Raw genomic sequence first — 22,117 nt, 5'->3', positions numbered from 1 at the left:
GAATAAAGCTGGGCGCCTCGCGTTGGAGTATGTATATTCAGATGCATACAAACAGGAGGCGCATCGTGAACGAGACGAGCAACTGGCCCGGAATGCAGTTCGGTGTCATGACGGTGAGCGACATCACCCAGGACCCGACGACGGGGAAGACCCCGAGCGAAGCCCAGCGCATCAAGGACACGCTCACGATCGCCAAGCACACCGAGGAGGTCGGTCTCGACGTCTTCGCCCTCGGCGAGCACCACAACCCGCCGTTCTGGTCGTCGTCGCCCACGACGACGCTCGCGTACATCGCCGCCCAGACCGAGCGCCTCATCCTCACGACGTCGACGACCCTCATCACCACGAACGACCCGGTGAAGATCGCCGAGGACTTCGCGATGCTGCAGCATGTGTCGGGCGGTCGCGCGGACCTGATGCTCGGTCGCGGCAACACCGGCCCCGTCTACCCCTGGTTCGGCAAGGACATCCGTCAGGGCCTGCCGCTCACGATCGAGAACTACGACCTGCTGCACAAGCTGTGGCGCGAGGACGTCGTCGACTGGGAGGGGAAGTTCCGCACGCCCCTGCAGGGCTTCACCTCGACCCCGCGGCCCCTCGACGGCGTGCCGCCCTTCGTCTGGCACGGCTCGATCCGCACTCCCGAGATCGCCGAGCAGGCCGCGTACTACGGCAACGGCTTCTTCGCGAACAACATCTTCTGGCCCAAGGAGCACTACCAGCGCCTGATCACGCTGTACCGCGAGCGCTTCGCCCACTACGGTCACGGCACGCCCCAGCAGGCGATCGTCGGTCTCGGCGGTCAGGTGTTCATGCGCGCGAACTCCCAGGACGCGGTGCGCGAGTTCCGTCCGTACTTCGACAACGCGCCCGTGTACGGGCACGGCCCGAGCCTCGAGGACTTCAGCGAGATGACCCCGCTGACCGTCGGCTCGCCGCAGCAGGTCATCGACCGCTACGCCGCGATGCGCGAGACGTTCGGCGACTACCAGCGCCAGCTCTTCCTCATCGACCACGCGGGGCTCCCGACCAAGACGGTGCTCGAGCAGCTCGACATCCTCGGCTCCGAGGTCGTCCCGGTGCTCCGCAAGGAGCTGCAGAAGAACCGCCCGGCCGAGGTGCCCGACGCGCCGACGCACGCCAACCAGGTCGAGAAGATCTACGCAGGTGCGGCTCCGCGCCAGGCCGTCCCCGGCGCGAACCGCGGCGACAACATGGTGGCGGGAAGCCCGTACCAGGATGCCGCTCCGCGTTCCGGCAGCGCGTTCGGTGCCGCGGCGACGAAGGTCGGTGCCTGACATGGCCGCGCGCCGTATCGCGGTCATCACCGCGGGTCTGTCGACGCCCTCGTCGACGCGCATGCTCGGGGATCGCCTCGCCCACGCGGCTCTCGCCGAGCTGCGCGAGCGCGGGATCGACGCGACGAGCGACGTCTTCGAACTGCGCGACTACGCCCATGAGCTCACCGACAACCTGCTGACCGGTTTCGCGCCGCCGGCGCTCGAGCAGATGATCAACACGGTCGTCTCGGCCGACGGCATCATCGCCGTCACGCCGATCTTCTCGACGAGCTACTCGGGGCTGTTCAAGTCGTTCATCGACGTGCTCGACCCGCAGGCGTTGAACGGCACCCCCGTGCTCATCGGCGCGAACGCCGGCACCGCCCGGCACTCGCTCGCGATCGACTACGCGATCCGCCCGCTCTTCACCTACCTGCACGCCAATCCCGTGCCGACCGGTGTGTTCGCGGCATCCAGCGACTGGGGTTCGAATGCCGACGAGGTCGCCCCGCTCGGCTCGCGCGTCGATCGCGGCGCCCGTGAGTTCGCGGATGCCATCGCGGCCCGTGAGCCCGTTCGCGACGCCGACCCGTTCGACCCGTCGTCGTACCTCGGCGAGGGCCGCTCCTTCGGACATCTGCTGGGTGGTCTGTCGGGCGAGTGAGCCCGTGATCGAGCCCCGCTGCCCCGAGTGGGCGGCGGGGCTTCGTCGTGCGGACCTAGGGTGGAAGCCGAGCAGAGGGAGTCGCGATGGATGCCGCGCAGTGGGACGAGCGTTACCGCGCCTCCGCCGGGGGAGTCTGGGCCACTCAGCCGCCCGCCGTGGTGCGCGAGATCGCCGCGACCCTGGTCCCCGGTACGGCGATCGACGTCGCGACCGGCGACGGGCGTACGGCGTTGTGGCTCGCCGAGCGCGGGTGGGCGTGCACCGGGGTCGACTTCTCGAGCGCGGGTCTCGCGCTCGCCGCGGCGCGACCCGGCGGCGACAGGGTCGACTGGACCGTGGGCGATGTGCGCGAGTGGCATCCGAAGACACCCGTCGACCTGGTGATCTCGTGCTATCTGCACCTTCGCGACAGCGCGGCGGCCATCGCGCGCATCGCGGAGTGGGTGGCTCCGGGGGGAACCCTCGTGGTCCTCGGTCACGACGTCGAGAACATCGCCGCGGGAGGACACGGACCAAGCGACCCTGCGATCCTCTACACGCCCGAGCTGCTGCGCGGCGCGGTCGATGAGCGGTTCAGGATCGAGCGGTGCGAGCGGGTCACCCGCACGAGCGCGGACGCCGAGCTCCGTGACGGGCACCAGGCTGCGGCGATCGACACGCTGCTGCACGCCGAGCGGGTGCGCTGAGACGCCGCCCCCGTGAGGTCGCGGGCGGCGTCCGGGGGACGCCGACGACTTCGCTTCGCTCGCGGCGCCGGTGGCCCGACAGGGTCGCCTGCTGTGCCCGGCTCAGAGCACGATCTCGTCGGCAGCTCGCAGCTCGCGGGCGGCCACCGGTCGCAGACCCCGACGGACGAAGGTGTCGGCGGCGGCCAGCGGCCCGACCTCGATCCCCGCCTCGGCGGCAATGTCGGCAATCGGAACCTGGAAGGTGCGGAAGGCGCCCAGTGGCGGGACGGCGAGACCCTGCCGGGTGTCGACCAGGTCGCTCTGATCGAGCACGAATCCGGCCGCCGCGAGGGCGTCGTCCTGACGCCAGACGGCGATCTTCCAGAAACGCAGCGGCACCCGGATGCCGCGATACGGCGGATCGTCGGGCTCGAGCACGGGGGCGGTGAACACCGCGAGGCGCTGATCGGTCGTCTCGGCATAGGCGAGCACGTGGTCCTCGAGGCCGAGCCACAGCTCCTTCGACTGGTTGAATCCCGCCGCCTGCGGGGCGGCGTTCGTGTAGAAGAACGTGGCCTCCGTGGCATCCCGGGCTTCGGACGCCGAACCCCAACCGGGATCGCGACGGCGCACGAGATGGCCCCGGTCGAGGTCGTTGCGACTGTAGACGTCGGGACCCGCCTGCGCGTCGGCGGCCACGCGCGGGTCGAGCCGCCACTCGCCGGTGCGGGGCTGCTCGCGCAAGGACGCACCGTCGATCACGACGCCCGTCACCGCCGCGAAGCGGCGCTCCTCATCGAGCAGCACCGAGAACCGCGGGTAGTCGAGTCGTGTCGTCCGGCGGTCGGGGGAGGGCAGGGGCAGGGGGATGCCGAGGAAGTCCGGGTCGTAGCCGTCGCTCATGCCTTCATCGTGCCGGTGACCACCGACATCGCGACAGACTGGGGACATGGAACAGCTGGTGAAGACCCGCGCCGACGCGCCCGACGGCTTCTTCGCCGCGGAGGCGGCCGGACTGCGGTGGCTCGCCGACGCGGGCGGCGCCCGCACGGCGAGGGTCCTCGAGGTCGGGGACGACCGCATCGCGCTCGAGCGCATCACCGAGGCCGCCCCGACCGCCGCAGCCGCGACCGCCTTCGGTGAAGCGCTCGCCGCGACGCACGCCGCGGGGGCCGAGGCCTTCGGGTCGCCGCCGCCCGGATGGGAGGGCGGCATCTTCATCGGTCGACGCCCGCAGCCCGCGGTCCCGACGTCGACCTGGGGAGCTTTCTACGCGGCTCAGCGGGTCGAGCCGTTCGTGCCCATCGCCGTCGCCGCGGGCAACCTGTCGGCATCCGGGGCGGAGATCGTGGGTCGGGCGTGCGCCCTCATCGCGCAGGGCGCCTTCGACGACGGCGAGCCGCCCGCGCGGCTGCACGGCGACCTCTGGGCCGGGAACGTGCTGTGGGCAAGCGAGGGCGTCGTGCTCATCGATCCCGCGGCGCACGGCGGTCACCGCGAGACCGACCTCGCGATGCTCGCGCTCTTCGGCTGCCCGTTCCTCGAGCAGATCCTCACCGCCTACGACCGGGCTCGACCGCTGGCCGCCGGGTGGCGGGAGCGGGTCCCGGTGCATCAGCTGCACCCGCTCGCCGTCCACGCCGCCGGACACGGGCCGTCGTACGGTCGGGCGCTGGTCGACGCCGCGGAACGGACGCTCGCCCTGGTCTGAGGCGCCGGGGCGCCGGCGTCCGGGACCGGAGAGCGGGGTAACGGATGCGGAGCCGCGCATGGGATGCGAACGGACGCCGGTTCGTCGTCCGAATCCGCCGTTCCGCTGGGCGCTCGGAACCCCGCCCTCTTCAGCCCCGAGCCGCCGCCCGCCGCTTCGCCCGCCGGGCCAGCACGAGGTCGATGCCGACGCCGATCCCCACCGCCACGGCGATCGACACCCCGACCGCCACCACGGGCCCACCGGGGACCACCGCCGCCACGACCGCGCCGATCACCGCCTGGTAGGCCGCCCACGCCAGCGCGGCCAGCGCCGCCACCCCCAGGTACCGGGCCGGGCCCACGCGCGCGGCCCCCGCGGCAAGGTTCACCGCGAGCCGCGCGAACGGCACGAAGCGCGCCGTGAACAGCACCACGGCGGCGTTGCGCTCCAGTCGCGCCCGCGCCCAGTCGAGGGCCGCCCGCACGCGGGGTCCGCGCATCCACGCCCAGCGCTCGACGCCGACCGTGCGCCCCACGAGGTAGCAGCACGCGTCGCCGGCGAAGGCGGCTGCTGCGGCGACGACGATGACCCCGGCCAGCGGCGGCGTCCCGTGCGAGACGGCCAGGGCGCCGAACGCCGTGACGGCCGCTTCACCCGGGATGACCACGAGGAACGCGTCGGCGAAGACGAGCGCCGCCATGCCGAGCAGCGCCCACGGGCTCGCCGCAATCGCCTGCAGCCAGGCGTCGACTCCGTCCATCCCGTCACTCTCCGCCGCGGATCGAGACGCCCCGCCGACGCGGGGGTGACGGCGGGCGGAGCATCGGGTGAACATCGCGAACGTCGTCCCGGAAACGCCCTTCCGCGCCCCACCCTGGTCTCGTGAGAGTCGCGCTGCTGGCCGAATCCTTCCTCCCGCACATGAACGGGGTCACCGGCTCCGTCCTCCACGTGCTGCGCCATCTCGCCGAGGCGGGGCACGAGACGCTCGTCATCGCCCCCAAGTCGGGCGACGTCACCGCCGACCTGCACGGCGCGCGCACCGAGCTGCTGCGCTCGGTGCCGCTGCCGTCGTACCCCGAGGTACGGGTGGTGTTCGCCCGCGCGGCCCGCCTGGGTGCGCTGCTGCGCGACTTCGATCCCGACGTCGTGCACCTGGCATCCCCGTTCGTGCTGGGTTGGCAGGGGCTCGCCGCCGCCGACGCCCTGAAGATCCCCTCTGTGGCGGTGTATCAGACCGACGTCGTCGCCTACGCGCAGAAGTACGGCCTGCCGCACGCCACGGCGCTCGTCGCGGCGCACGTCGCGCGCCTGCACCGCCGGGCGACCCTGACCCTCGCGCCGTCGTCGGCCTCGACCCGCCAGCTCGAGGAGCTGGGGGTGGACCGCCTCCGCCGCTGGGGGAGGGGAGTGGATGCCGTCCGCTTCGCGCCCGAGCACCGCGACGACGCGTGGCGTGCCCGGATCGCTCCCCACGGGGAGCGCATCGTCGGATACGTCGGACGCCTCGCGCCGGAGAAGCAGGTCGACGATCTGCGCGCGCTGGCCGATCTGCCCGGCACCCGTCTGGTGATCGTGGGCGACGGGCCCTCGCGTCCCGCGCTCGAGAAGGCGATCCCGGATGCCGTCTTCACCGGCCACCTGTCGGGCGCGGCGCTCGCGTCGACCATGGCGGGCTTCGACGTGTTCGTGCACCCGGGGGAGAGCGAGACCTTCGGCCAGACCATCCAGGAAGCGCTGGCCAGCGGGGTCCCCGTCGTGGCGACGGGCGTGGGCGGCCCGCTCGACCTCGTGCGTTCCAGCGTCGACGGATGGCTCTACAAGCCCGGCGACCTCGACGACCTGCGGGCGCGCGTCGCCGATCTGGCGGGAGACGAGTCCAAGCGCCGCGCGTTCGCCCGCGCCGCGCGGGACGCCGTGCACGGTCGCACCTGGGAGGCGCTCACGCGAGATCTCGTCGGGCACTACCAGGATGCCGTCGCCCTCCGCCGGGTCGACGACAGTCTGCTGCGGCGAGGCGGACCGCGCCCGGCGGCGGCGACGCCCTCGCGGTCGCGGGGACGGTGGACGCGCTTCGTCGCGCTCGGCGACTCGCTCACGGAGGGGCTGTGCGACGCCTCGCGCATGCCGGAGGGCCGGTTCCGCGGCTGGGCGGACCGTCTCGCCGAGCTCCTGGCGCACACCAGCGACGAGGGGCCGTTCCGCTACGCCAATCTCGCGGTGCGCAGTCGGCGCGTCCGGCACCTGATCGACGAGCAGGTTCCGGCGGCGCTCGCGCTCGAGCCCGATCTCGTGTCGATCCTCATCGGCGCGAACGATCTCGTGGGCCCGGCGCCGGTGATCCCGGCGCTCGTCGCGGAGGTCGAGTCCGCCGTGCGGGCGGTGCGTCGCACCGGGGCCGACGTGCTGCTGGTGACGACCTTCCTGCCGCGCCGGCCCGCGGCCCGCCTCTTCGCCCGGCGCTTCGCGGCCTACAACGTGGAGCTGCGACGCATCGCCGCCGAGCAGGGGGCGATGCTGCTCGACCTCGAGGCGGTGGGGGAGATCGGCGATCCGCCGCTGTGGGCCGACGACCTGGTGCACCTGCGCTCGGCGGGGCACCGCCTCGTGGCCTATCGCGCGGCCGAGACGCTCGGTGTCCCCGACGCGCGTGCCCTGCTCGGGCTCGACGAGGCGCTCCACGCCGACGACGACGAGCGCGCGAGCGGCGTGTGGCTCACGCGCGACGCCCTGCCGTGGGTGTGGCGACGTCTGCGCGGGCGCACCGCGGGCGACGGAGTCCGCGCCAAGCACGACGACTACGTGGAACTGCCCACGCGCGGCGACCGTGAGCGGGCTCGCACGTCGTGACGGCTCGAATCACGCCGCCGAGTCCACACGATCCGGCCGAGATCACACGCTGTGGCGCGGCGAGATCGTGTGCGCTCGACCCGTTCGTGTGAGGTCGCAGCGTTCAGTACCAGCCGGTGCGCTGGGAATGGTCCCACGCCCCGCACGGGCTGCCGTAGCGCGACTTGATGTACGACAGGCCCCACGAGATCTGGGTCACGGCGTTGGTCCGCCAGTCGAGTCCGGCGGAGGCCATCTTCTCGCCGGGGAGGGCCTGGGGGATGCCGTAGGCGCCGCTGCTCGGATTGAGGGCGTCGGCGCGCCATCCGGACTCGCGGTTCCACAGGGAGTTCAGGCACGAATACTGATCGTCGCCCCATCCCCAGCCGCCCAGGGCGCCGCGCGCGTGTGCGCGCGCGTCGTTCGGACTCATGATCGGGCCCGCGGGAGCGGTCGCTCCGCCGCCGGAGCCTGACCCGCCGCCCGAGCCCGAGCCGGAACCGGGCCCGGAGCCCGAGCCGCCGCCAGAGCCGGATCCGCCGCTCGAGCCGGAGCCACCGTTCGAGGCGGAGCCCCCGCCGGAGCCGCCGTTCGCGGGTGCCGCGCCCCCACCCGTGGATCCCGAGCCGGCCGAGGTCGAGCCACCGGGCGCCGCGCCGCCGCCGGTGGCGCCGCCCGGTGCGGCGGCGTCCTGCTGCGCCTTCTCGCGTTGACGGGCGGCGCGCTCCTCGGCCGCCGTCGTCTCGCGCAGGGCGGCCAGCTGCGCGTAGAGGTCGTCGAGGCGCGCCTGAGCGGCCGTGACGGCCGAGGACTCGGCATCCGCCTGCGTCTGCGCCTCCGCGGCGGCGGACTGCGCCTGCTGGGCCAGACGCGCCGCTTCGTCGCGGGCCTGCTCCGCCTGCGCGCGCAGCGACGACGCGACGTCGGCGGCGCTGCGGGCCGTTCCGGCGGTGCGAGCGGCGGCGGCGGATACGCGATCCAGGATGCCGAGCCGCTGGAGCAGGGAGTCTGGGTCGGCGTCGGTGAGCAGCTGCGCCACCAAGGGACCTCCGCCGACCGTGCGGTACAGACGCGCGGCGCTGAGTCCGGCCGCCGCGGTCGCCGCCTCCATCGTGGTGTCCGCGGCGTCGCTGCGGGTGGTCAGGTCTGCCGCGCAGGATGCCGTGGACTCGGCGAGCAGTCGCGCGCGCTCGGCGGCGGCGGACGCATCCAGGGCGCGACGCGACGCCTGCGCGGCCGTGGCTTCGGCGGTATCCAATTCCTGCTTCACGCGCGCGACGGCGCCGTCGTCGACCGCGGCGGCCGCCGGGAGGACGACGGCGGAGGCGGGGAGCGGGGTCAGAACGGTGCCGAGCAGCACGCACGCGAGAAGCGTGTGACTGCTGCGACGGATGAGACCCATGAGGTCACGGTAGAGCACGACTGCCCGCCGCGCCCAGCCCTGGCGGGTCGTCGCTGATAGGGTGGAGCAGGATGCCGTCTTGGCATCCGCTCAACTACATATGAGCTCACGGAGCAGGCCGGCAGACGCTGGTCCCCTGTGGTGGACTCCCCGTCGTCTCGCCGGGTGGTCGTCTACTGGTGGCCAGTCGCCGGGATTTCCGGGCCGATTCGTCGGCGCGCCCTTTCTGCCTGTTCCTGCTCCTTCGCATGTCAGCTCGTCGTCCACACGGGGCGGCGAGCCTAAACAAAGAAGGAGGGACCTCTTGGAAGGTCCAGAAATCACCGCCGCCGAAGCCGTTCTCGACAACGGCCGGTTCGGCACCCGCACCGTCCGGTTCGAGACCGGACGCCTCGCCCAGCAGGCTCAGGGCGCCGTCGCCGCCTACCTCGACGAAGAGACGATGCTCCTGTCGGCCACCAGCGCCGGCAAGCACCCGCGTGAAGGCTTCGACTTCTTCCCGCTGACCGTCGATGTCGAAGAGCGTTCCTACGCCGCCGGCAAGATCCCCGGCTCGTTCTTCCGTCGCGAGGGTCGCCCCTCCACCGAGGCCATCCTCGTGTGCCGCCTCATCGACCGCCCGCTGCGCCCGTCGTTCGTCGACGGCCTGCGCAACGAGGTCCAGATCGTCGTCACCGTGCTCTCGATCGCTCCCGGCGAGTTCTACGACGCCCTCGCGATCAACGCCGCGTCGATGTCGACCCAGATCTCGGGTCTGCCGTTCTCCGGCCCCATCGCCGGTGTGCGCCTGGCGCTCATCCCCGGCCAGGGCGAGCACGCCGACCAGTGGGTCGCGTTCCCCAAGGCCGAGCAGCTCGAGGACGCCGTCTTCGACCTCATCGTCGCGGGCCGCGTGCTCGACGACGGCGACGTCGCCATCATGATGGTGGAGGCCGAGGCCACCGAGGGCAGCTGGAACATGATCAAGGGCGGCGCGACCAAGCCCAACGAGCAGGTCGTGGCCGAGGGTCTCGAGGCGGCCAAGCCGTTCCTTCGCCAGCTCGTCGACGCGCAGAACGAGGTCGCTCGTACCGCGTCGAAGGAGATCCAGTCGTACCCTGTCTTCCCGGCCTACAGCCAGGAGGTCTACGACTTCGTCGCCGGTCGCGCCTACGACCGCCTGGTGCCCGTGTACCAGATCGCCGACAAGCAGGAGCGTCAGAACGCCGACGACGAGGTCAAGACCTCGGTCAAGGAGCAGCTGCTCGCCGCCGTCGAGTCGGGCGAGCTGCCCGCCGTCGCGACGCTCGAGTTCGCCGCCGCCTACAAGTCGGTCACCAAGACGATCGTGCGCGGTCGCATCCTGGCCGAGGGCGTCCGTATGGACGGTCGCGGACTCGCCGACATCCGCCCGCTCGACGCCGAGGTGCAGGTCATCCCGCGCGTCCACGGCTCGGCGATCTTCCAGCGCGGCGAGACCCAGATCCTGGGCGTCACCACGCTGAACATGCTCAAGATGGAGCAGCAGATCGACTCGCTGTCGCCCATCACGAGCAAGCGCTACCTGCACCACTACAACTTCCCGCCGTACTCGACCGGTGAGACCGGTCGCGTGGGCAGCCCGAAGCGTCGCGAGATCGGTCACGGCTTCCTGGCCGAGCGCGCGCTCGTCCCGGTGCTCCCCAGCCGCGAGGAGTTCCCTTACGCGATCCGTCAGGTGTCCGAGGCCCTCGGCTCCAACGGTTCGACGTCGATGGGCTCGGTGTGCGCCTCGACCCTGTCGCTGCTGAACGCGGGTGTGCCCCTTCGCGCCCCCGTCGCCGGTATCGCCATGGGCCTCGTCACCGACGAGGTCGACGGCCAGACGCGCTACGCCGCGCTGACCGACATCCTCGGCGCCGAAGACGCTCTCGGTGACATGGACTTCAAGGTCGCGGGTACGTCGGAGTTCATCACCGCGATCCAGCTCGACACCAAGCTCGACGGCATCCCGTCGTCGGTGCTGGCGGCCGCCCTCACCCAGGCCAAGGAGGCTCGTCTGACGATCCTCAACGTCCTGAACTCGGCGATCGACGCTCCCGACGAGATGGCGCCCACCGCGCCCCGCGTCATCAGCGTGCAGATCCCGGTCGACAAGATCGGCGAGCTCATCGGCCCCAAGGGCAAGACGATCAACGCCATCCAGGACGAGACCGGAGCGCAGATCTCCATCGAGGAGGACGGCACCGTCTACATCGGCGCGACCGACGGCCCCTCGGCCGAGGCCGCCCGCGCCCAGGTGAACGCGATCGCCAACCCGACCAACCCCGAGGTGGGCGAGCAGTTCCTCGGAACCGTCGTCAAGATCGCGACCTTCGGTGCGTTCGTCTCGCTGCTTCCCGGCAAGGACGGCCTGCTGCACGTCAGCGAGGTGCGCAAGCTCGCCGGCGGCAAGCGCGTCGAGAACGTCGAGGACGTGCTCTCCGTCGGTCGCAAGATCCTCGTGCGCATCACGAAGATCGACGACCGCGGCAAGCTCTCGCTCGAGCCCGTGCTCGACGAGGATGCTGCCACGCCCGAGCCGGCTGACACGCAGAGCTCGGCCGCTGCGAGCGAGGGCCCCGAGGCTCCCGCCGAGGGCTGATCCTCTTCTGCGACCGGATGCCCGTCCCGCTTCTGCGGGGCGGGCATCCGCCGTGTGACGGGTGTGACGGATGTGACCGCTGAGCAGGCGGCGCGCGCAAGCGTTACCCAATATTTACCGCCGAGCCGAGGGAAACGGGGGCCGGTCCACGGCAACGCCCTAACCTCGAAGTACGTCGGGGGGCGTATCGATACGGCGCGTGCCGTACCGCCACCCCGGTACCCGGAGAGGGGATGCCACCATGAGCGGCTCGGGCGTCGATGAGACGGCCTCGCCGCGCCTGCGTCGGGATCGTCCGCCTCACCCCTCCGCGCCCATCACGCTGCAGGGGCCGGGCCTCGGCTCGCACGTGCGCGTCCCGCTGGGCGAGACCGGCTTCGAGGTGTTCCCGCTGTTCCTCGGCGGGGGCGAGTTCGGGTGGAACGTCGACGCGCGGGCGAGCCACGAGATCCTCGACGCCTACGCCGAGCTCGGCGGCAATGCTCTGCACACCGCCGACAGCTACGCCGCGGGACGCAGCGAGTTCATCATCGGGGAGTGGATGCGAACGCGCCGGGTGCGCGACGACACCGTGGTGACGGTGCGTATCGGGGGACACCCCGACAATCCCGGCTTGGATTCCGTCAATCTCGTGCGCGCCGTGGAGGCCTCGTTGACGCGGTTGAGCACCGACCGCATCGATGTGCTCTCGCTCGACGCGGTCCGCGGCGACGCCGCCATGCTCGAAGACACGCTCGCCACCAGCGAATGGCTCGTCGAGTCCGGCAAGGTCCGCGCGATCGGCGCCCACGGCTACACCGCCGCCCAGCTGGTGGAGGCGCGCATCCTCTCGTCGGCCGGGTACCCGCGCATCACGGTGCTCGACGTGCCGTACAACGTGCTGCGCCGCTCCGAGTTCGACGGCGACGTGCGCCTCATCGCCAGCGCGCAGAACATGGCGGTCACGCCGTCCCACCCCCTCGCGCACGGTTTCCTCGCCGGCGAGACCCGCTCCCGGGGCCAGTCCTCGCGGTCGGCGCGCGGCACGCAGGTGGCGGCCCATCTCAACCGCCGCGGGTCCCGCGTGCTCCGCGCGCTCGACACGGTCGGGGAGGAGCTCGGCATCCCCGATGCCGCGGTCGCGGTGGCCTGGCTGCTCGCGCAGAAGATCATCACCGCGCCCATCGTCAACGCGTTCGCCCCCCGTCACGTCGTCGAGTGCATGCGAGCCGTCGGGGTGCGTCTCAGTCGCGCCCAGCTGTCGGACATCGCGCGCGCCGCCGAGTGACCGCCCCGCGCGCGAGGCGTGACGTAGGCTGGGACGGAGCGCCGGAGGACGGCGGATCGACGACGGAGTGAGCTGACGTGACGCACTACATCTACCTGGTGCGCCATGGCGAGCACCAGGATGCCGAGCATGGGCTGACCGACGGTCCCCTGTCTCCGCGTGGTCAGCGTCAAGCGGCCCTGCTCGCCGACCGGCTCTCGGGGCTGCCTCTCGATGCGGTCTGGCACTCGCCTCTCGAGCGCGCGGCGCAGACCGCGCGCGCGGTGGCCGACCGTCTGCCCTCGGTGGCGCCGGAGTCCTCGGCGCTGCTGTTCGACTGCGTGCCCACCGGGATGACACCCGAGACGCCCGCGGCCTACGAACCGTTCTTCGGCTCCGTCACCGAGGCCGAGGTCGATGCGGGGCGCGCGCAGATGGCCGACGCGACCGCCGAATTCCTGGCGCGCAAGACCGGCGAGGTGCACGAGTTGGTGATCACTCACAACTTCGTCATCGCGTGGTTCGTCCGCGAGGTGCTGCAGGCTCCCGAGTGGCGGTGGATGACCATCAACCAGGCGTACTGCGGTCTGACCGTCATCGCGCAGAAGAAGGGTCGCCCGTGGACGTTGCTGTCCCACAACGACCTCGCGCACCTTCCGGTCGAGCTGCGCACCGGCTTGATCGATCCCCTCCCGGTCTGACGGAGGGATGCCGCTGCCCGGCGCACCCGGAATCGCACGGCGGTCCGCGGCGCGTCTGTGGACAACTCCGCGTCCAGCCCCGTCGCCGCGCCTAGGCTGGAACGCATGACGACGCGCGTGGCCATCGTGGGCGGTACCGGCAAGCTCGGCGGAGTGATCCGCGAGGTCGTCGAGGCCGAGGACGGCTTCGAGGTCTCTGCGGTGCTCGGCTCCCGCTCCGACCTCGCCGAGCTCGACGGGGCCGATCTCGTGATCGACGCGTCCACTCCGGCCGTCTCCATCGACGTCGTCCGTGCCGCGATCGAGCGCGGCCTGAACGTCCTCGTCGGCACCTCCGGCTGGTCGAACGAGCGCATCGCCCTGGTGCGGCCGCTCGTCGAGGCCTCCGGCACCGGTGCGGTGTTCATCCCCAATTTCTCGCTCGGCTCCGTGATCGGCAGCGCCCTCGCCGCGGCGGCCGCCCCGTTCTTCCCCTCGATCGAGATCGTGGAGGCGCATCGCGAGACGAAGGTCGACTCGCCCAGCGGTACCGCGGTGCGCACGGCCGAACTCATCGCGGCCGCCCGCGCCGAGGTCGGACCCGTGGAGTCCCCGCACGTCGATCAGCGCGCTCGCGGCCAGCGGGTCGCCTCGGTCCCCATCCACTCCCTCCGCCGTCCCGGTGTCGTCGCGCGACAGGAGACCGTGCTCTCAGGGGCGGGCGAATCGCTCTCGATCGTGCACGACACCGTCGACCCCGCGACGGCCTACGCGCCCGGCATCCGCATCGCCCTGGCGGCGGCTCGCGACGCGCGCGGCGTGACGATCGGCCTCGACGCCTTCATCGACATCGGCATGCGCACGCGTCCCCTTCCGCCCGAGGCCCCGGTGGCCGACGGCGACGTGTCGGGCCAGGTCGCGGGCGCCACCAGCGCATGAGAACCCGCGTCGCCGTCGCCGTGATGACGGTGCTGCTCCTGCTCTACGTGGTTCTCGCGGGTCAGCGCGCGCTGGTGCTGCTGAGCAGCGGCGAGCCGGTGGGGATCGCGATGGGCGTCGCCCTGCTCGTCCTCCCGCTCCTGGCGCTGTGGGCGATCGGACGCGAGCTGTGGTTCGGTGTGCGGGCGCAGAAGCTCGGCGAGCGGCTCGATGCCGAGGGTGGGCTCCCCGACGAGGAGCTGCCGGTGCGTCCGAGTGGGCGTATCGAGCGCGAAGACGGTGACGCCCTCTTCCCGGCGTATCGCGCCGACGTCGAAGCGAACCCCGGCGATTGGCGCGCCCGATTCCGGCTGGCCCTCGCCTACGACGCGGCGGGCGATCGGCGGCGTGCCCGCGAGGCCGTCCGCACGGCGATCCGACTCGAGGCGGCGGAGCGCCGCGCGGGCTGAGCGGCGAACGGCGCCGCCTCGCCCCGGAGTGCGTCGCGGCTCACGCCGCGTCGTGCGCGGGAACGGCTGAGGCCACGGCATCCTCGACCGTGCGATGGGTGAAGCGGAACCCGCTCTTCTCCAGCACGGTCGGGCGGACGTCGGCATCCGAGGTGAGAAGGGCCTCGGTGGCATCCGTCCCCAGGGCGAGCTTGACACCCCACACCGGCGCGCGCAGCACGTAGGGACGGTTCATGCGGCGAGCGAGCGCGAAGCCGAGGTCGTTCGCCGTCGCGCGGGTGGGACCCGTGAGGTTGACGGGGCCGGCGATGTCGGAGTCGATCACGTGACGGATGGCACGCACCTCGTCGTCGAGCGTGATCCAGGGCCACACCTGGGTGCCGCGACCGATCGGCCCGGAGATGCCGAGTTTCGTCAGAAGGAGCAGGGGTTTGAGCACTCCTTGCTCGTGCACGACCGGCGCGGTGCGCAGCATCGCCACGCGCGCGGCGTCGCCCGCGGTGCGGGCCGCCTCTTCCCAGTCGACGCAGATGTCGGCGAGCAGACCCTGGCCGCGCGGCGAGTCCTCGGTGAGGACGGCTCCCGGCTGCGAACCGTAGAACCCCGTCGCGCTGGCGTTGACGAGCGCGGGCGCATCCGCGCCGAGGGCGCGCACGGCCGCGGCCAGCGTCCGCGTCGGCGTGATCCGCGACCACAGCAGCGTGCTCTTGTAGGACGGCGTCCAGGGGAAGCGCCCGATCGAGGCGCCGTTGAGGCAGACGACGGCGTCGGCTCCGGCGATCACGTCGGGGTCGAGGGGCGAGGCATCCTGCAGCCACTGCTTCTCGTGCGCGTCGGTGGGGGCATGACGCACGAGGGAGGTCACCTCGACGCCGTCGCCTCGGAGCGATGAGATGAGGGCCGAGCCGATGAGGCCCGACGCGCCGGCGATGACGACGCGTCGGGCCGGGGTCTCAGCCAAGCGTGGCCTCGAGCGTGATGTCGATGCCCGCGAGTGCCTGCGACACGGGGCAGTTGGCCTTCGCGTCCGCGGCGATCTTCTGGAACGTCTCGTCGTCGAGGCCGGGGACGACGGCGTTGACGTTGAGGTGGCTGCCCGTGATGCCGGTGCCGGGCTTGAAGGTGATCGACGCGGTGGCGTCGACCGACTCCGGCGGGGTGCCGTTGTCGGCGAGGGCGTTGGACAGCGCCATGCTGAAGCAGGCCGAGTGCGCTCCGGCGAGGAGTTCCTCGGGCGTGGTGACCGAGCTCGACCCTTCGCTGCGCGCCTTCCAGTTCACGTCGAACGTGCCGATACCCGACGAGGTGAAGGTGACCTCACCCGATCCCTCGAACAGGCTGCCCTTCCAGGCGGTGGTGGCTTCGCTCGTGACGGCCATGGGAACCTCCGTTTTCTCGGCGCGGTCCGGGCGACCGCGACGCGGCCAGCCTAACGACGGAGCTTTGCCGCGAACGGGTCTTGACAGCCCGGACGGGGCCGGGCGTCAGGCGGGGGCCGGGCCGCGCCGACCGATGAGGCCCGCGCGCTGCAGAACGAGGTAGAGCTGGCATCCGAGGCACAGCCCGAACACCGCGTTGAGGAAGGCGGCGACGAACGCCATGGCGGCGGCGATCGGCAGTGCCCACGGAACGCCCGCCAGGTGCAGCAGGAGCCCGACCGCGGTGACGAACAGCCCGACGCCCTGGGCGAAGCGCGGCGGGCGAGGGTCCTCGAACTCCGTCGGCGGAGCCAGGCGTGGCTGGACCACGCGGCGGTAGAGCAGGCCCCACGGCGCGGTGCGGGGAGCGGCGACGCCCCAGAGGAACAGCAGCGCGATCACGAGCAGGAGGATGAAGCCGGGGTCGGCGGCGCGGTCCCCGAGCGTCGCCTGGGGGAGTGCCCAGTCGCTCGGCGATGCGGTTGCGCCGGCGGAGGTGGACGTCACCGCTCCGCGGCGCGTGGCGATGCCGAGCAGACCCAGCAGCGTCGCCACGAGCAGCAGGACGGCGGTGATGGATGCCGCGAAGCGCGGGCCGCGGGCATCGATGCGCGAGACGTCAGGCACGGGAGGCCTCCTTCTGCAGGGTGTCCAGTTCGAGTTCCACCACGGCTCGGCCGGGCGTGCCGCCGAAGCGCGTGCGCACGATGCCGCGGCGGTCCAGGACGAGGGTCGTGGGGGTCTGCAGCACGCGGAAGTGCTGAGCGATGTCGGGGCGGTGCGTGAGGTCGACGTCGAGGTGCCGCACGCCGTCGCGGGCGTCGGCGACCTCCGACAGCATCCGGTGCACCTGGGGGCAGCGCGAGCACATCTCGGTGCTGAACTGCAGGAGTGTCGCCTCCTCGCCGAGCGCGTCGGCGCCCAGGCGACGCGGATCGACGACCTCGGCCGAGTCGACGGCGCGGGCGCGACCCTGACGTGCGCGGGCGAGAAGGCCCACGGCCGTCGCCACGACGACGAGCGCGGCGATCGCGAGGAGGGCGAGGGTCAGATCCACGACGAGCAAGGCTAATGCGCGGGGGAGGTCCTCGGGCCGATGAGTCGTTGAGTGACGGGGGATCCCCGGCGTTCTCCGAGGCGCGTCGCGGCGGCATCCTGTATCCGTCGCTCCTCCCCAGGCGACGCCGGACCCCTGGACGCGCGCGCGACCGCCCCCCAGGCCGCGCCGCGGGTACTGTGACATGCGTGACCGCCGACATCCCCACGCCCTACGAAGACCTACTGCGCGACGTGCTCGAGACCGGCGTGCACAAGTCCGACCGCACCGGTACCGGCACCACGAGCGTCTTCGGACGACAGATCCGCTTCGACCTCGCCGAGGGGTTCCCCCTCATCACCACCAAGCGCGTGCACCTCAAGTCGATCGTGTACGAACTGCTGTGGTTCCTGCGCGGCGAGTCGAACGTGGCGTGGTTGAAAGAGAACGGCGTCACGATCTGGGACGAGTGGGCCGATGCCGAGGGAGAGCTCGGTCCCGTCTACGGCGTGCAGTGGCGCTCGTGGCCGACCGCCGACGGCGGCACGATCGATCAGATCGCCCAGGTCGTCGAGCAGATCCGTCGCGATCCCGACTCGCGGCGCCTCATCGTGTCGGCGTGGAACCCGGCCGACATCCCCGACATGGCGCTCGCACCGTGCCACGCCCTTTTCCAGTTCTACGTCGCCGACGGCAAGCTGTCGTGCCAGCTCTATCAGCGCAGCGCCGACATGTTCCTCGGCGTTCCCTTCAACATCGCCTCGTATGCGCTGCTCACGCTGATGGTCGCCCAGCAGACGGGCCTCGAGCCCGGCGAGTTCGTGTGGACGGGCGGCGACTGCCACGTCTACGACAACCATCGCGACCAGGTCCGCGAGCAGCTCAGCCGCGAGCCTTACGCGTCCCCGACGCTGCGTTTCGCCCGCAAGCCCGAGTCGATCTTCGACTACGCCTTCGACGACATCGTCGTCGAGGGCTATCAGCACCACCCGGCGATCCGCGGAGCCGTCGCCGTATGACCTCCATCGGGCTCGTCTGGGCCGAGGCGCACGGCGGCGTCATCGGCGCCGACGGCGGGATGCCGTGGAACGTCCCCGAAGACATGGCCCACTTCCGCAAGGTCACCGCGACGCACGACGTCGTCATGGGGCGCCGGACGTGGGAGTCGCTCCCGCCGCGGTTCCGGCCGCTTCCCGGCCGCCGCAACATCGTGGTCACCCGCGACGGCGACTGGGCCGACGAGGGCGCCGAACGGGCCGCTTCGCTCGAGGCCGCGCTCGCGCTCGCCACGGGTTCGGAGGTCTGGGTGATCGGCGGGGGGATGCTCTACGCCGATGCCGTGCGCGCGGCCGATGTGCTCGAGGTGACCCGTCTCGACCTCGACGTCGAGGGCGATACCCTCGCCCCTTCCACGGACGGATGGCGACGGGTGGCGGCCGACCCCGAAGCCGGATGGCACACCTCGCGAAGCGGCATCCGGTACCGCTTCGAGACCTACCGGCGCGGGCGGTGACATGAGGCGCACGGCGATGGTCACCGGCGCGAGCTCCGGGCTCGGGGCGGAGTTCGCCCGGCAGCTCGCCGCGCGCGGTGCCGACCTCGTGCTCGTCGCGCGCGACCGCGACAGGCTCGCGGTCGTCGCCGCCGAGGTGGGCGAGCGGTACGGCGTGAAAGCCGAGATCCTCTCCGCCGACCTGCTCTCCGCCGAGGGACTGGCCGCCGTCGAGGCGCGGGCCGCGGGCGTCGACCTCCTCGTCAACAACGCGGGTTTCGGGCTCGACCTGGCGTTCGAGCAGAACCCCATCGAGGCGGAGGTCCGGCACCTGCGTCTGCACGTCGAGGCAGCCATGCGCCTCAGCCGCGCCGCGCTGCCGGCGATGCTCGAGCGGGGGAGCGGGCGCATCGTCAACGTCGCCTCGGTGGCCGGTTTCGTTCCGCGCGGCACCTACGGCGCCGCGAAGGGCTGGCTCATCTCGTTCAGCCGGTGGGCGAACGTCGTCTACCGTCCGCGCGGCGTCTCGGTCACGGCCGTCTGCCCGGGGTTCGTCCACACCGACTTCCACGAACGACTCGGCCTGCCGCCGGGTCAGGAGGGCGTCCCGCCGGGCATGTGGCTCGACGCGACGACCGTGGTGCGAGAGGGGCTGCGCGACGCGGCGCGCGGGCGCAGCGTCTCGGTGCCGTCGTGGCGGTACAAGGTCCTCGTCGCCCTCTCCCGGCTGCTTCCCGACGGCCTCGTCGTGCGCGCCGCGTCGCGCGGACGCTGACCGGCGCCGCGCGCTCCCGGGAGGCGGGGGCGCGTCCCCGTCGAACCGATAACCTGGACGCATGACGCACTCCGGCAATCCCTTCGGTCAGGTGCTCGTCGCGCTCATCACCCCGATGACCGCCGACGGCGAAGTCGATTGGCCCGCGACCGAGAAGCACATCGACGACGTCATCACCGCCGGAGCCGACGGCATCGTCGTCACCGGCACCACCGGTGAGACCTCGACCCTCACCGACCCCGAGAAGCTGCGTCTCGTCGAGGTCGGCAAGAGCGTCTCGGCCGGTCGCGCGAAGATCATCACGGGCGGCGGTTCGAACGAGACCGCGCACGCGATCGAGCTCTACAAGGCGAGCGAGAAGGCCGGCGCCGACGGCATCATGATCGTCACGCCCTACTACAACAAGCCCACCCAGGCCGGCATCCTGACGCACTTCCGCCTCGTCGCCGACGCGACCGACCTGCCGGTCATCCTCTACGACATCCCCGGTCGCACGGGCGTGCCCATCAAGTACGAGACGATCCTGCGTCTGGCCAAGCACCCCAACATCCTCGCGATCAAAGACGCCAAGGGCGACTTCAGCGAGGTCAGCCGCGTGCTCAACCAGACCGACCTGATGTACTTCTCCGGCGACGACGCCAACGTGCTCCCGCACCTCTCGATCGGCGCCGCGGGACTCATCGGCGTGACGGCGAACATCGCCGCGGCTCCCTATCGCACGATCGTGGATGCCGTGAACGCCGGCGACCTGGCATCCGCCACCGCCGCGCACCAGAGCCTCGAGCCGCTCGTACGCGCCGTGATGACCCATGTGCCCGGCACGGTGGCGGCGAAGTACATCCTGCACGGCCTCGGCCGGATCGGCAGCCCCCGCGTCCGCCTGCCCCTCGTGGGGCCGGAGGAATGGGAAGCCGCCGTCATCGAAGACGAACTGGCCCTCGTGAAGAACGTGGCCGGCGCCGACTTCTCCAACTTCCGCCCCGACCGCAACGCGGCCGCCGGCGGTGCCCTGCCGAAGGTGCACGGCACCACGAGATAAGCATCGGCGTCCGCCGAACCGCGGCCAGGGACGCCACACGAAGGGATGCCGCGAGGCGGCATCCGAGGAGGCTCACATGCCCACGACCCCGTTCGATCCGCCCGCGCTCGCCGCCGGCACCCTCCGCGTCATTCCGCTCGGCGGTCTCGGCGAAGTCGGTCGCAACATGACCGTGTTCGAGTACGACGGCAAGCTGCTGGTCGTCGACTGCGGGGTGCTGTTCCCCGAGGAGCACCAGCCCGGCGTCGACCTCATCCTGCCCGACTTCGAACCCATCCGACACCGACTCGACGACATCGTCGGCGTCGTGCTCACGCACGGCCACGAAGACCACATCGGCGCCGTGCCCTACCTGCTCAAGCTGAAGGGTGACATCCCCCTCATCGGCTCCGGTCTGACTCTCGCCCTCATCGAGGCGAAGCTCAAGGAGCACCGCATCCGTCCCTACACGCTCACCGTGGAGGAGGGCCAGCGCGAGCAGGTCGGCCCCTTCGACCTCGAATTCGTCGCCGTCAACCACTCCATCCCCGACGCCCTGGCCGTCGCGATCCGCACCCCCGCGGGTCTAGTGCTCGCCACCGGTGACTTCAAGATGGACCAGCTGCCGCTCGACGGCCGCATCACCGACCTGCGCGCCTTCGCCCGCCTCGGTGAAGAGGGCGTGGACCTATTCCTCGTCGACTCCACGAACGCCGATGTGCCGGGCTTCACGCCCACCGAGCGGGGGATCGGGCCCGTGCTCGACCAGGTCATCGCCAAGGCCCCGCGCCGCGTCGTCGTGGCGAGCTTCTCGAGCCACGTGCACCGCGTGCAGCAGGTGCTCGACGCCGCGCACGCCAACGGTCGACGCGTGGCGCTCCTGGGTCGAAGCATGGTGCGCAACATGGGGATCGCCGCCGACCTCGGCTATCTGAACGTGCCCGACGGCGTGCTGATCGACTACAAGAAGGCCCGCGACCTGCCCGACGACCGGATCGTCTACATGTCGACGGGTTCGCAGGGTGAGCCGATGGCCGTCCTGAGCCGGATGGCCAACCTCGACCACGCCATCGAGCCGGGCGAGGGCGACACGATCATCCTGGCGTCCAGCCAGATCCCCGGCAACGAGAACGCGATCTACCGCGTGATCGACGGGCTCACCAAGCTCGGCGCGACGGTCGTGCACAAGGGCAACGCCAAGGTGCACGTCTCGGGTCACGCCGCGGCCGGCGAGCTGCTGTACTGCTACAACATCCTCAAGCCCAAGAACGTGCTCCCCGTGCACGGCGAGTACCGGCACCTGATGGCCAACGCCAAGCTGGCGCGCGAGACCGGCATCCCCGAGCAGAACACGATCCTCGGCGAGAACGGCACCGTCGTCGACCTGCGCGACGGCGTCGCCGAGGTCGTGGGCCAGGTCGACATCGGTTTCGTCTACGTCGACGGCTCGTCGGTGGGCGAGATCACGGATGCCGACCTCAAGGATCGCCGCATCCTCGGCGAGGAGGGCTTCATCTCGGTCATCGTCGTCGTCGACTCCGCCACCGGGAAGATCGTTTCCGGCCCCGAGATCCACGCCCGCGGCGTCGCGGAGGACGACAAGGTGTTCGACAGCGTCAAGCCCAAGATCGCGGCGGCTCTCGCCGAGGCGGCGAAGTCCGGAGTCCGCGACAACCACGCCCTCTCTCAGGTGGTCCGGCGCACGATCGGACGCTGGGTCAACCAGTCGCTCCGCCGCCGGCCGATGATCGTGCCGATGGTCATCGAGGCCTGATCGGATCGGAGCGTCGCGGGTTCGCCCCGGCGCTTCGTCGTTTCCGGTGCGTGGTCGTGCCGGATGCAGGGGTGCGCCGTCGTTCCAGGCTGCCCGGGGCGCCTCGTCGTGCAGAACGCCTCGGTGCTCCGTCGTTTCCCGGTGTCCGC

General features: G+C 71.6%; 22 protein-coding genes. 15 read left to right on the top strand and 7 right to left on the bottom strand.

The window, feature by feature from the left end; translation table 11 throughout:
• Positions 1 to 92 precede the first annotated feature (92 nt).
• The 3 genes from Q9R20_RS01110 (at position 93) to Q9R20_RS01100 (ending at position 2,633) form a co-directional block, all read left to right on the top strand.
• Positions 93 to 1,298 (top strand): LLM class flavin-dependent oxidoreductase, encoded by a 1,206-nt coding sequence (locus tag Q9R20_RS01110; RefSeq protein WP_295839605.1) that lies wholly within the window; start codon positions 93 to 95, stop codon positions 1,296 to 1,298.
• Between the two features lies 1 nt (position 1,299).
• Positions 1,300 to 1,944, top strand: coding sequence for an FMN reductase (locus Q9R20_RS01105; protein WP_311248382.1), 645 nt, complete (start codon positions 1,300 to 1,302; stop codon positions 1,942 to 1,944).
• Between the two features lie 86 nt (positions 1,945 to 2,030).
• A complete protein-coding gene (locus Q9R20_RS01100) occupies positions 2,031 to 2,633 on the top strand; it encodes a methyltransferase domain-containing protein (protein ID WP_311247613.1) in 603 nt (200 codons plus the stop codon).
• Between the two features lie 102 nt (positions 2,634 to 2,735).
• Here Q9R20_RS01100 and Q9R20_RS01095 read toward each other — a convergent pair whose 3' ends face one another.
• On the bottom strand, positions 2,736 to 3,518 hold the full coding sequence (locus tag Q9R20_RS01095) for a DNA/RNA non-specific endonuclease (protein WP_311247612.1): 783 nt from the start codon (positions 3,516 to 3,518) through the stop codon (positions 2,736 to 2,738).
• Between the two features lie 46 nt (positions 3,519 to 3,564).
• Here Q9R20_RS01095 and Q9R20_RS01090 point away from each other — a divergent pair, with 46 nt between their 5' ends.
• Complete coding sequence (locus tag Q9R20_RS01090; RefSeq protein ID WP_311247611.1) at positions 3,565 to 4,326, top strand: fructosamine kinase family protein; 762 nt, start codon at positions 3,565 to 3,567, stop codon at positions 4,324 to 4,326.
• Positions 4,327 to 4,456: 130 nt separating this feature from the next.
• On the opposite strand, the gene Q9R20_RS01085 is transcribed toward Q9R20_RS01090, so the two are convergent.
• On the bottom strand, positions 4,457 to 5,068 hold the full coding sequence (locus Q9R20_RS01085) for a VTT domain-containing protein (RefSeq protein ID WP_311247610.1): 612 nt from the start codon (positions 5,066 to 5,068) through the stop codon (positions 4,457 to 4,459).
• A gap of 122 nt (positions 5,069 to 5,190) precedes the next feature.
• Between Q9R20_RS01085 and Q9R20_RS01080 the strand changes: the two genes are divergently transcribed.
• On the top strand, positions 5,191 to 7,158 hold the full coding sequence (locus tag Q9R20_RS01080) for a glycosyltransferase (protein ID WP_311247609.1): 1,968 nt from the start codon (positions 5,191 to 5,193) through the stop codon (positions 7,156 to 7,158).
• Between the two features lie 103 nt (positions 7,159 to 7,261).
• Here Q9R20_RS01080 and Q9R20_RS01075 read toward each other — a convergent pair whose 3' ends face one another.
• Positions 7,262 to 8,539, bottom strand: a complete 1,278-nt coding sequence (locus Q9R20_RS01075) for a hypothetical protein (RefSeq protein ID WP_311247608.1) — start codon at positions 8,537 to 8,539, stop codon at positions 7,262 to 7,264.
• Between the two features lie 304 nt (positions 8,540 to 8,843).
• On the opposite strand from Q9R20_RS01075, the gene Q9R20_RS01070 reads away from it, so the two are divergent.
• The 5 genes from Q9R20_RS01070 (at position 8,844) to Q9R20_RS01050 (ending at position 14,455) form a co-directional block, all read left to right on the top strand.
• A complete protein-coding gene (locus tag Q9R20_RS01070; protein WP_311247607.1) occupies positions 8,844 to 11,141 on the top strand; it encodes a polyribonucleotide nucleotidyltransferase in 2,298 nt (765 codons plus the stop codon).
• A 241-nt stretch (positions 11,142 to 11,382) separates the two neighbouring features.
• The gene (locus Q9R20_RS01065) at positions 11,383 to 12,408 is read left to right on the top strand and encodes an aldo/keto reductase (RefSeq protein ID WP_311247606.1); all 1,026 of its coding nucleotides are present in this window, start codon (positions 11,383 to 11,385) and stop codon (positions 12,406 to 12,408) included.
• A 77-nt stretch (positions 12,409 to 12,485) separates the two neighbouring features.
• Positions 12,486 to 13,088, top strand: a complete 603-nt coding sequence (locus Q9R20_RS01060; protein ID WP_311247605.1) for a histidine phosphatase family protein — start codon at positions 12,486 to 12,488, stop codon at positions 13,086 to 13,088.
• Positions 13,089 to 13,193: 105 nt separating this feature from the next.
• The gene (dapB, locus tag Q9R20_RS01055; protein WP_311247604.1) at positions 13,194 to 14,006 is read left to right on the top strand and encodes a 4-hydroxy-tetrahydrodipicolinate reductase; all 813 of its coding nucleotides are present in this window, start codon (positions 13,194 to 13,196) and stop codon (positions 14,004 to 14,006) included.
• On the top strand, positions 14,003 to 14,455 hold the full coding sequence (locus tag Q9R20_RS01050; RefSeq protein WP_311247603.1) for a hypothetical protein: 453 nt from the start codon (positions 14,003 to 14,005) through the stop codon (positions 14,453 to 14,455). Before dapB ends, Q9R20_RS01050 begins: the two co-directional genes overlap by 4 nt.
• 40 nt (positions 14,456 to 14,495) lie before the next feature.
• Here Q9R20_RS01050 and Q9R20_RS01045 read toward each other — a convergent pair whose 3' ends face one another.
• The 4 genes from Q9R20_RS01045 to Q9R20_RS01030 form a co-directional block, all read right to left on the bottom strand.
• A complete protein-coding gene (locus Q9R20_RS01045; RefSeq protein ID WP_311247602.1) occupies positions 14,496 to 15,416 on the bottom strand; it encodes a TIGR01777 family oxidoreductase in 921 nt (306 codons plus the stop codon).
• A complete protein-coding gene (locus Q9R20_RS01040) occupies positions 15,409 to 15,834 on the bottom strand; it encodes an OsmC family peroxiredoxin (RefSeq protein WP_295839561.1) in 426 nt (141 codons plus the stop codon). Before Q9R20_RS01040 ends, Q9R20_RS01045 begins: the two co-directional genes overlap by 8 nt.
• A 105-nt stretch (positions 15,835 to 15,939) precedes the next feature.
• Entirely contained in the window at positions 15,940 to 16,500 is a 561-nt protein-coding gene (locus tag Q9R20_RS01035; RefSeq protein WP_311247601.1) for a DUF4395 domain-containing protein, read from the bottom strand.
• Positions 16,493 to 16,930 (bottom strand): thioredoxin family protein, encoded by a 438-nt coding sequence (locus tag Q9R20_RS01030; protein WP_311247600.1) that lies wholly within the window; start codon positions 16,928 to 16,930, stop codon positions 16,493 to 16,495. The genes Q9R20_RS01035 and Q9R20_RS01030 overlap by 8 nt, the downstream gene beginning before the upstream one ends.
• 188 nt (positions 16,931 to 17,118) lie before the next feature.
• On the opposite strand from Q9R20_RS01030, the gene Q9R20_RS01025 reads away from it, so the two are divergent.
• From Q9R20_RS01025 to Q9R20_RS01005, 5 genes are all read left to right on the top strand, one after another.
• Complete coding sequence (locus Q9R20_RS01025; protein WP_311247599.1) at positions 17,119 to 17,928, top strand: thymidylate synthase; 810 nt, start codon at positions 17,119 to 17,121, stop codon at positions 17,926 to 17,928.
• The gene (locus Q9R20_RS01020; RefSeq protein ID WP_311247598.1) at positions 17,925 to 18,422 is read left to right on the top strand and encodes a dihydrofolate reductase; all 498 of its coding nucleotides are present in this window, start codon (positions 17,925 to 17,927) and stop codon (positions 18,420 to 18,422) included. Before Q9R20_RS01025 ends, Q9R20_RS01020 begins: the two co-directional genes overlap by 4 nt.
• Position 18,423: 1 nt before the next feature.
• Complete coding sequence (locus Q9R20_RS01015) at positions 18,424 to 19,176, top strand: SDR family NAD(P)-dependent oxidoreductase (protein ID WP_311247597.1); 753 nt, start codon at positions 18,424 to 18,426, stop codon at positions 19,174 to 19,176.
• A 61-nt stretch (positions 19,177 to 19,237) separates the two neighbouring features.
• A complete protein-coding gene (gene dapA / locus Q9R20_RS01010; RefSeq protein ID WP_295839573.1) occupies positions 19,238 to 20,215 on the top strand; it encodes a 4-hydroxy-tetrahydrodipicolinate synthase in 978 nt (325 codons plus the stop codon).
• Between the two features lie 76 nt (positions 20,216 to 20,291).
• The gene (locus Q9R20_RS01005; protein ID WP_311247596.1) at positions 20,292 to 21,968 is read left to right on the top strand and encodes a ribonuclease J; all 1,677 of its coding nucleotides are present in this window, start codon (positions 20,292 to 20,294) and stop codon (positions 21,966 to 21,968) included.
• The last annotated feature ends 149 nt before the right edge of the window (positions 21,969 to 22,117 follow it).

This window comes from Microbacterium sp. PRF11 (assembly GCF_031844085.1).
Lineage (GTDB): Bacteria > Actinomycetota > Actinomycetes > Actinomycetales > Microbacteriaceae > Microbacterium.
This window is presented reverse-complemented; position numbering and strand designations above follow the sequence as displayed.

Excerpts from the sequence above, each read along its gene's own strand:
- Q9R20_RS01075 (WP_311247608.1), bottom strand. The coding sequence starts at position 8,539 with ATGGGTCTCATCCGTCGCAGCAGTCACACGCTTCTCGCGTGCGTGCTG.
- Q9R20_RS01105 (WP_311248382.1), top strand. The coding sequence starts at position 1,300 with ATGGCCGCGCGCCGTATCGCGGTCATCACCGCGGGTCTGTCGACGCCC.
- Q9R20_RS01065 (WP_311247606.1), top strand. The coding sequence starts at position 11,383 with ATGAGCGGCTCGGGCGTCGATGAGACGGCCTCGCCGCGCCTGCGTCGG.
- Q9R20_RS01090 (WP_311247611.1), top strand. The coding sequence starts at position 3,565 with ATGGAACAGCTGGTGAAGACCCGCGCCGACGCGCCCGACGGCTTCTTC.
- dapA (WP_295839573.1), top strand. The coding sequence starts at position 19,238 with ATGACGCACTCCGGCAATCCCTTCGGTCAGGTGCTCGTCGCGCTCATC.
- Q9R20_RS01020 (WP_311247598.1), top strand. The coding sequence starts at position 17,925 with ATGACCTCCATCGGGCTCGTCTGGGCCGAGGCGCACGGCGGCGTCATC.
- Q9R20_RS01085 (WP_311247610.1), bottom strand. The coding sequence starts at position 5,068 with ATGGACGGAGTCGACGCCTGGCTGCAGGCGATTGCGGCGAGCCCGTGG.
- dapB (WP_311247604.1), top strand. The coding sequence starts at position 13,194 with ATGACGACGCGCGTGGCCATCGTGGGCGGTACCGGCAAGCTCGGCGGA.
- Q9R20_RS01100 (WP_311247613.1), top strand. The coding sequence starts at position 2,031 with ATGGATGCCGCGCAGTGGGACGAGCGTTACCGCGCCTCCGCCGGGGGA.
- Q9R20_RS01005 (WP_311247596.1), top strand. The coding sequence starts at position 20,292 with ATGCCCACGACCCCGTTCGATCCGCCCGCGCTCGCCGCCGGCACCCTC.
- Q9R20_RS01040 (WP_295839561.1), bottom strand. The coding sequence starts at position 15,834 with ATGGCCGTCACGAGCGAAGCCACCACCGCCTGGAAGGGCAGCCTGTTC.
- Q9R20_RS01095 (WP_311247612.1), bottom strand. The coding sequence starts at position 3,518 with ATGAGCGACGGCTACGACCCGGACTTCCTCGGCATCCCCCTGCCCCTG.
- Q9R20_RS01110 (WP_295839605.1), top strand. The coding sequence starts at position 93 with ATGCAGTTCGGTGTCATGACGGTGAGCGACATCACCCAGGACCCGACG.
- Q9R20_RS01050 (WP_311247603.1), top strand. The coding sequence starts at position 14,003 with ATGAGAACCCGCGTCGCCGTCGCCGTGATGACGGTGCTGCTCCTGCTC.
- Q9R20_RS01015 (WP_311247597.1), top strand. The coding sequence starts at position 18,424 with ATGAGGCGCACGGCGATGGTCACCGGCGCGAGCTCCGGGCTCGGGGCG.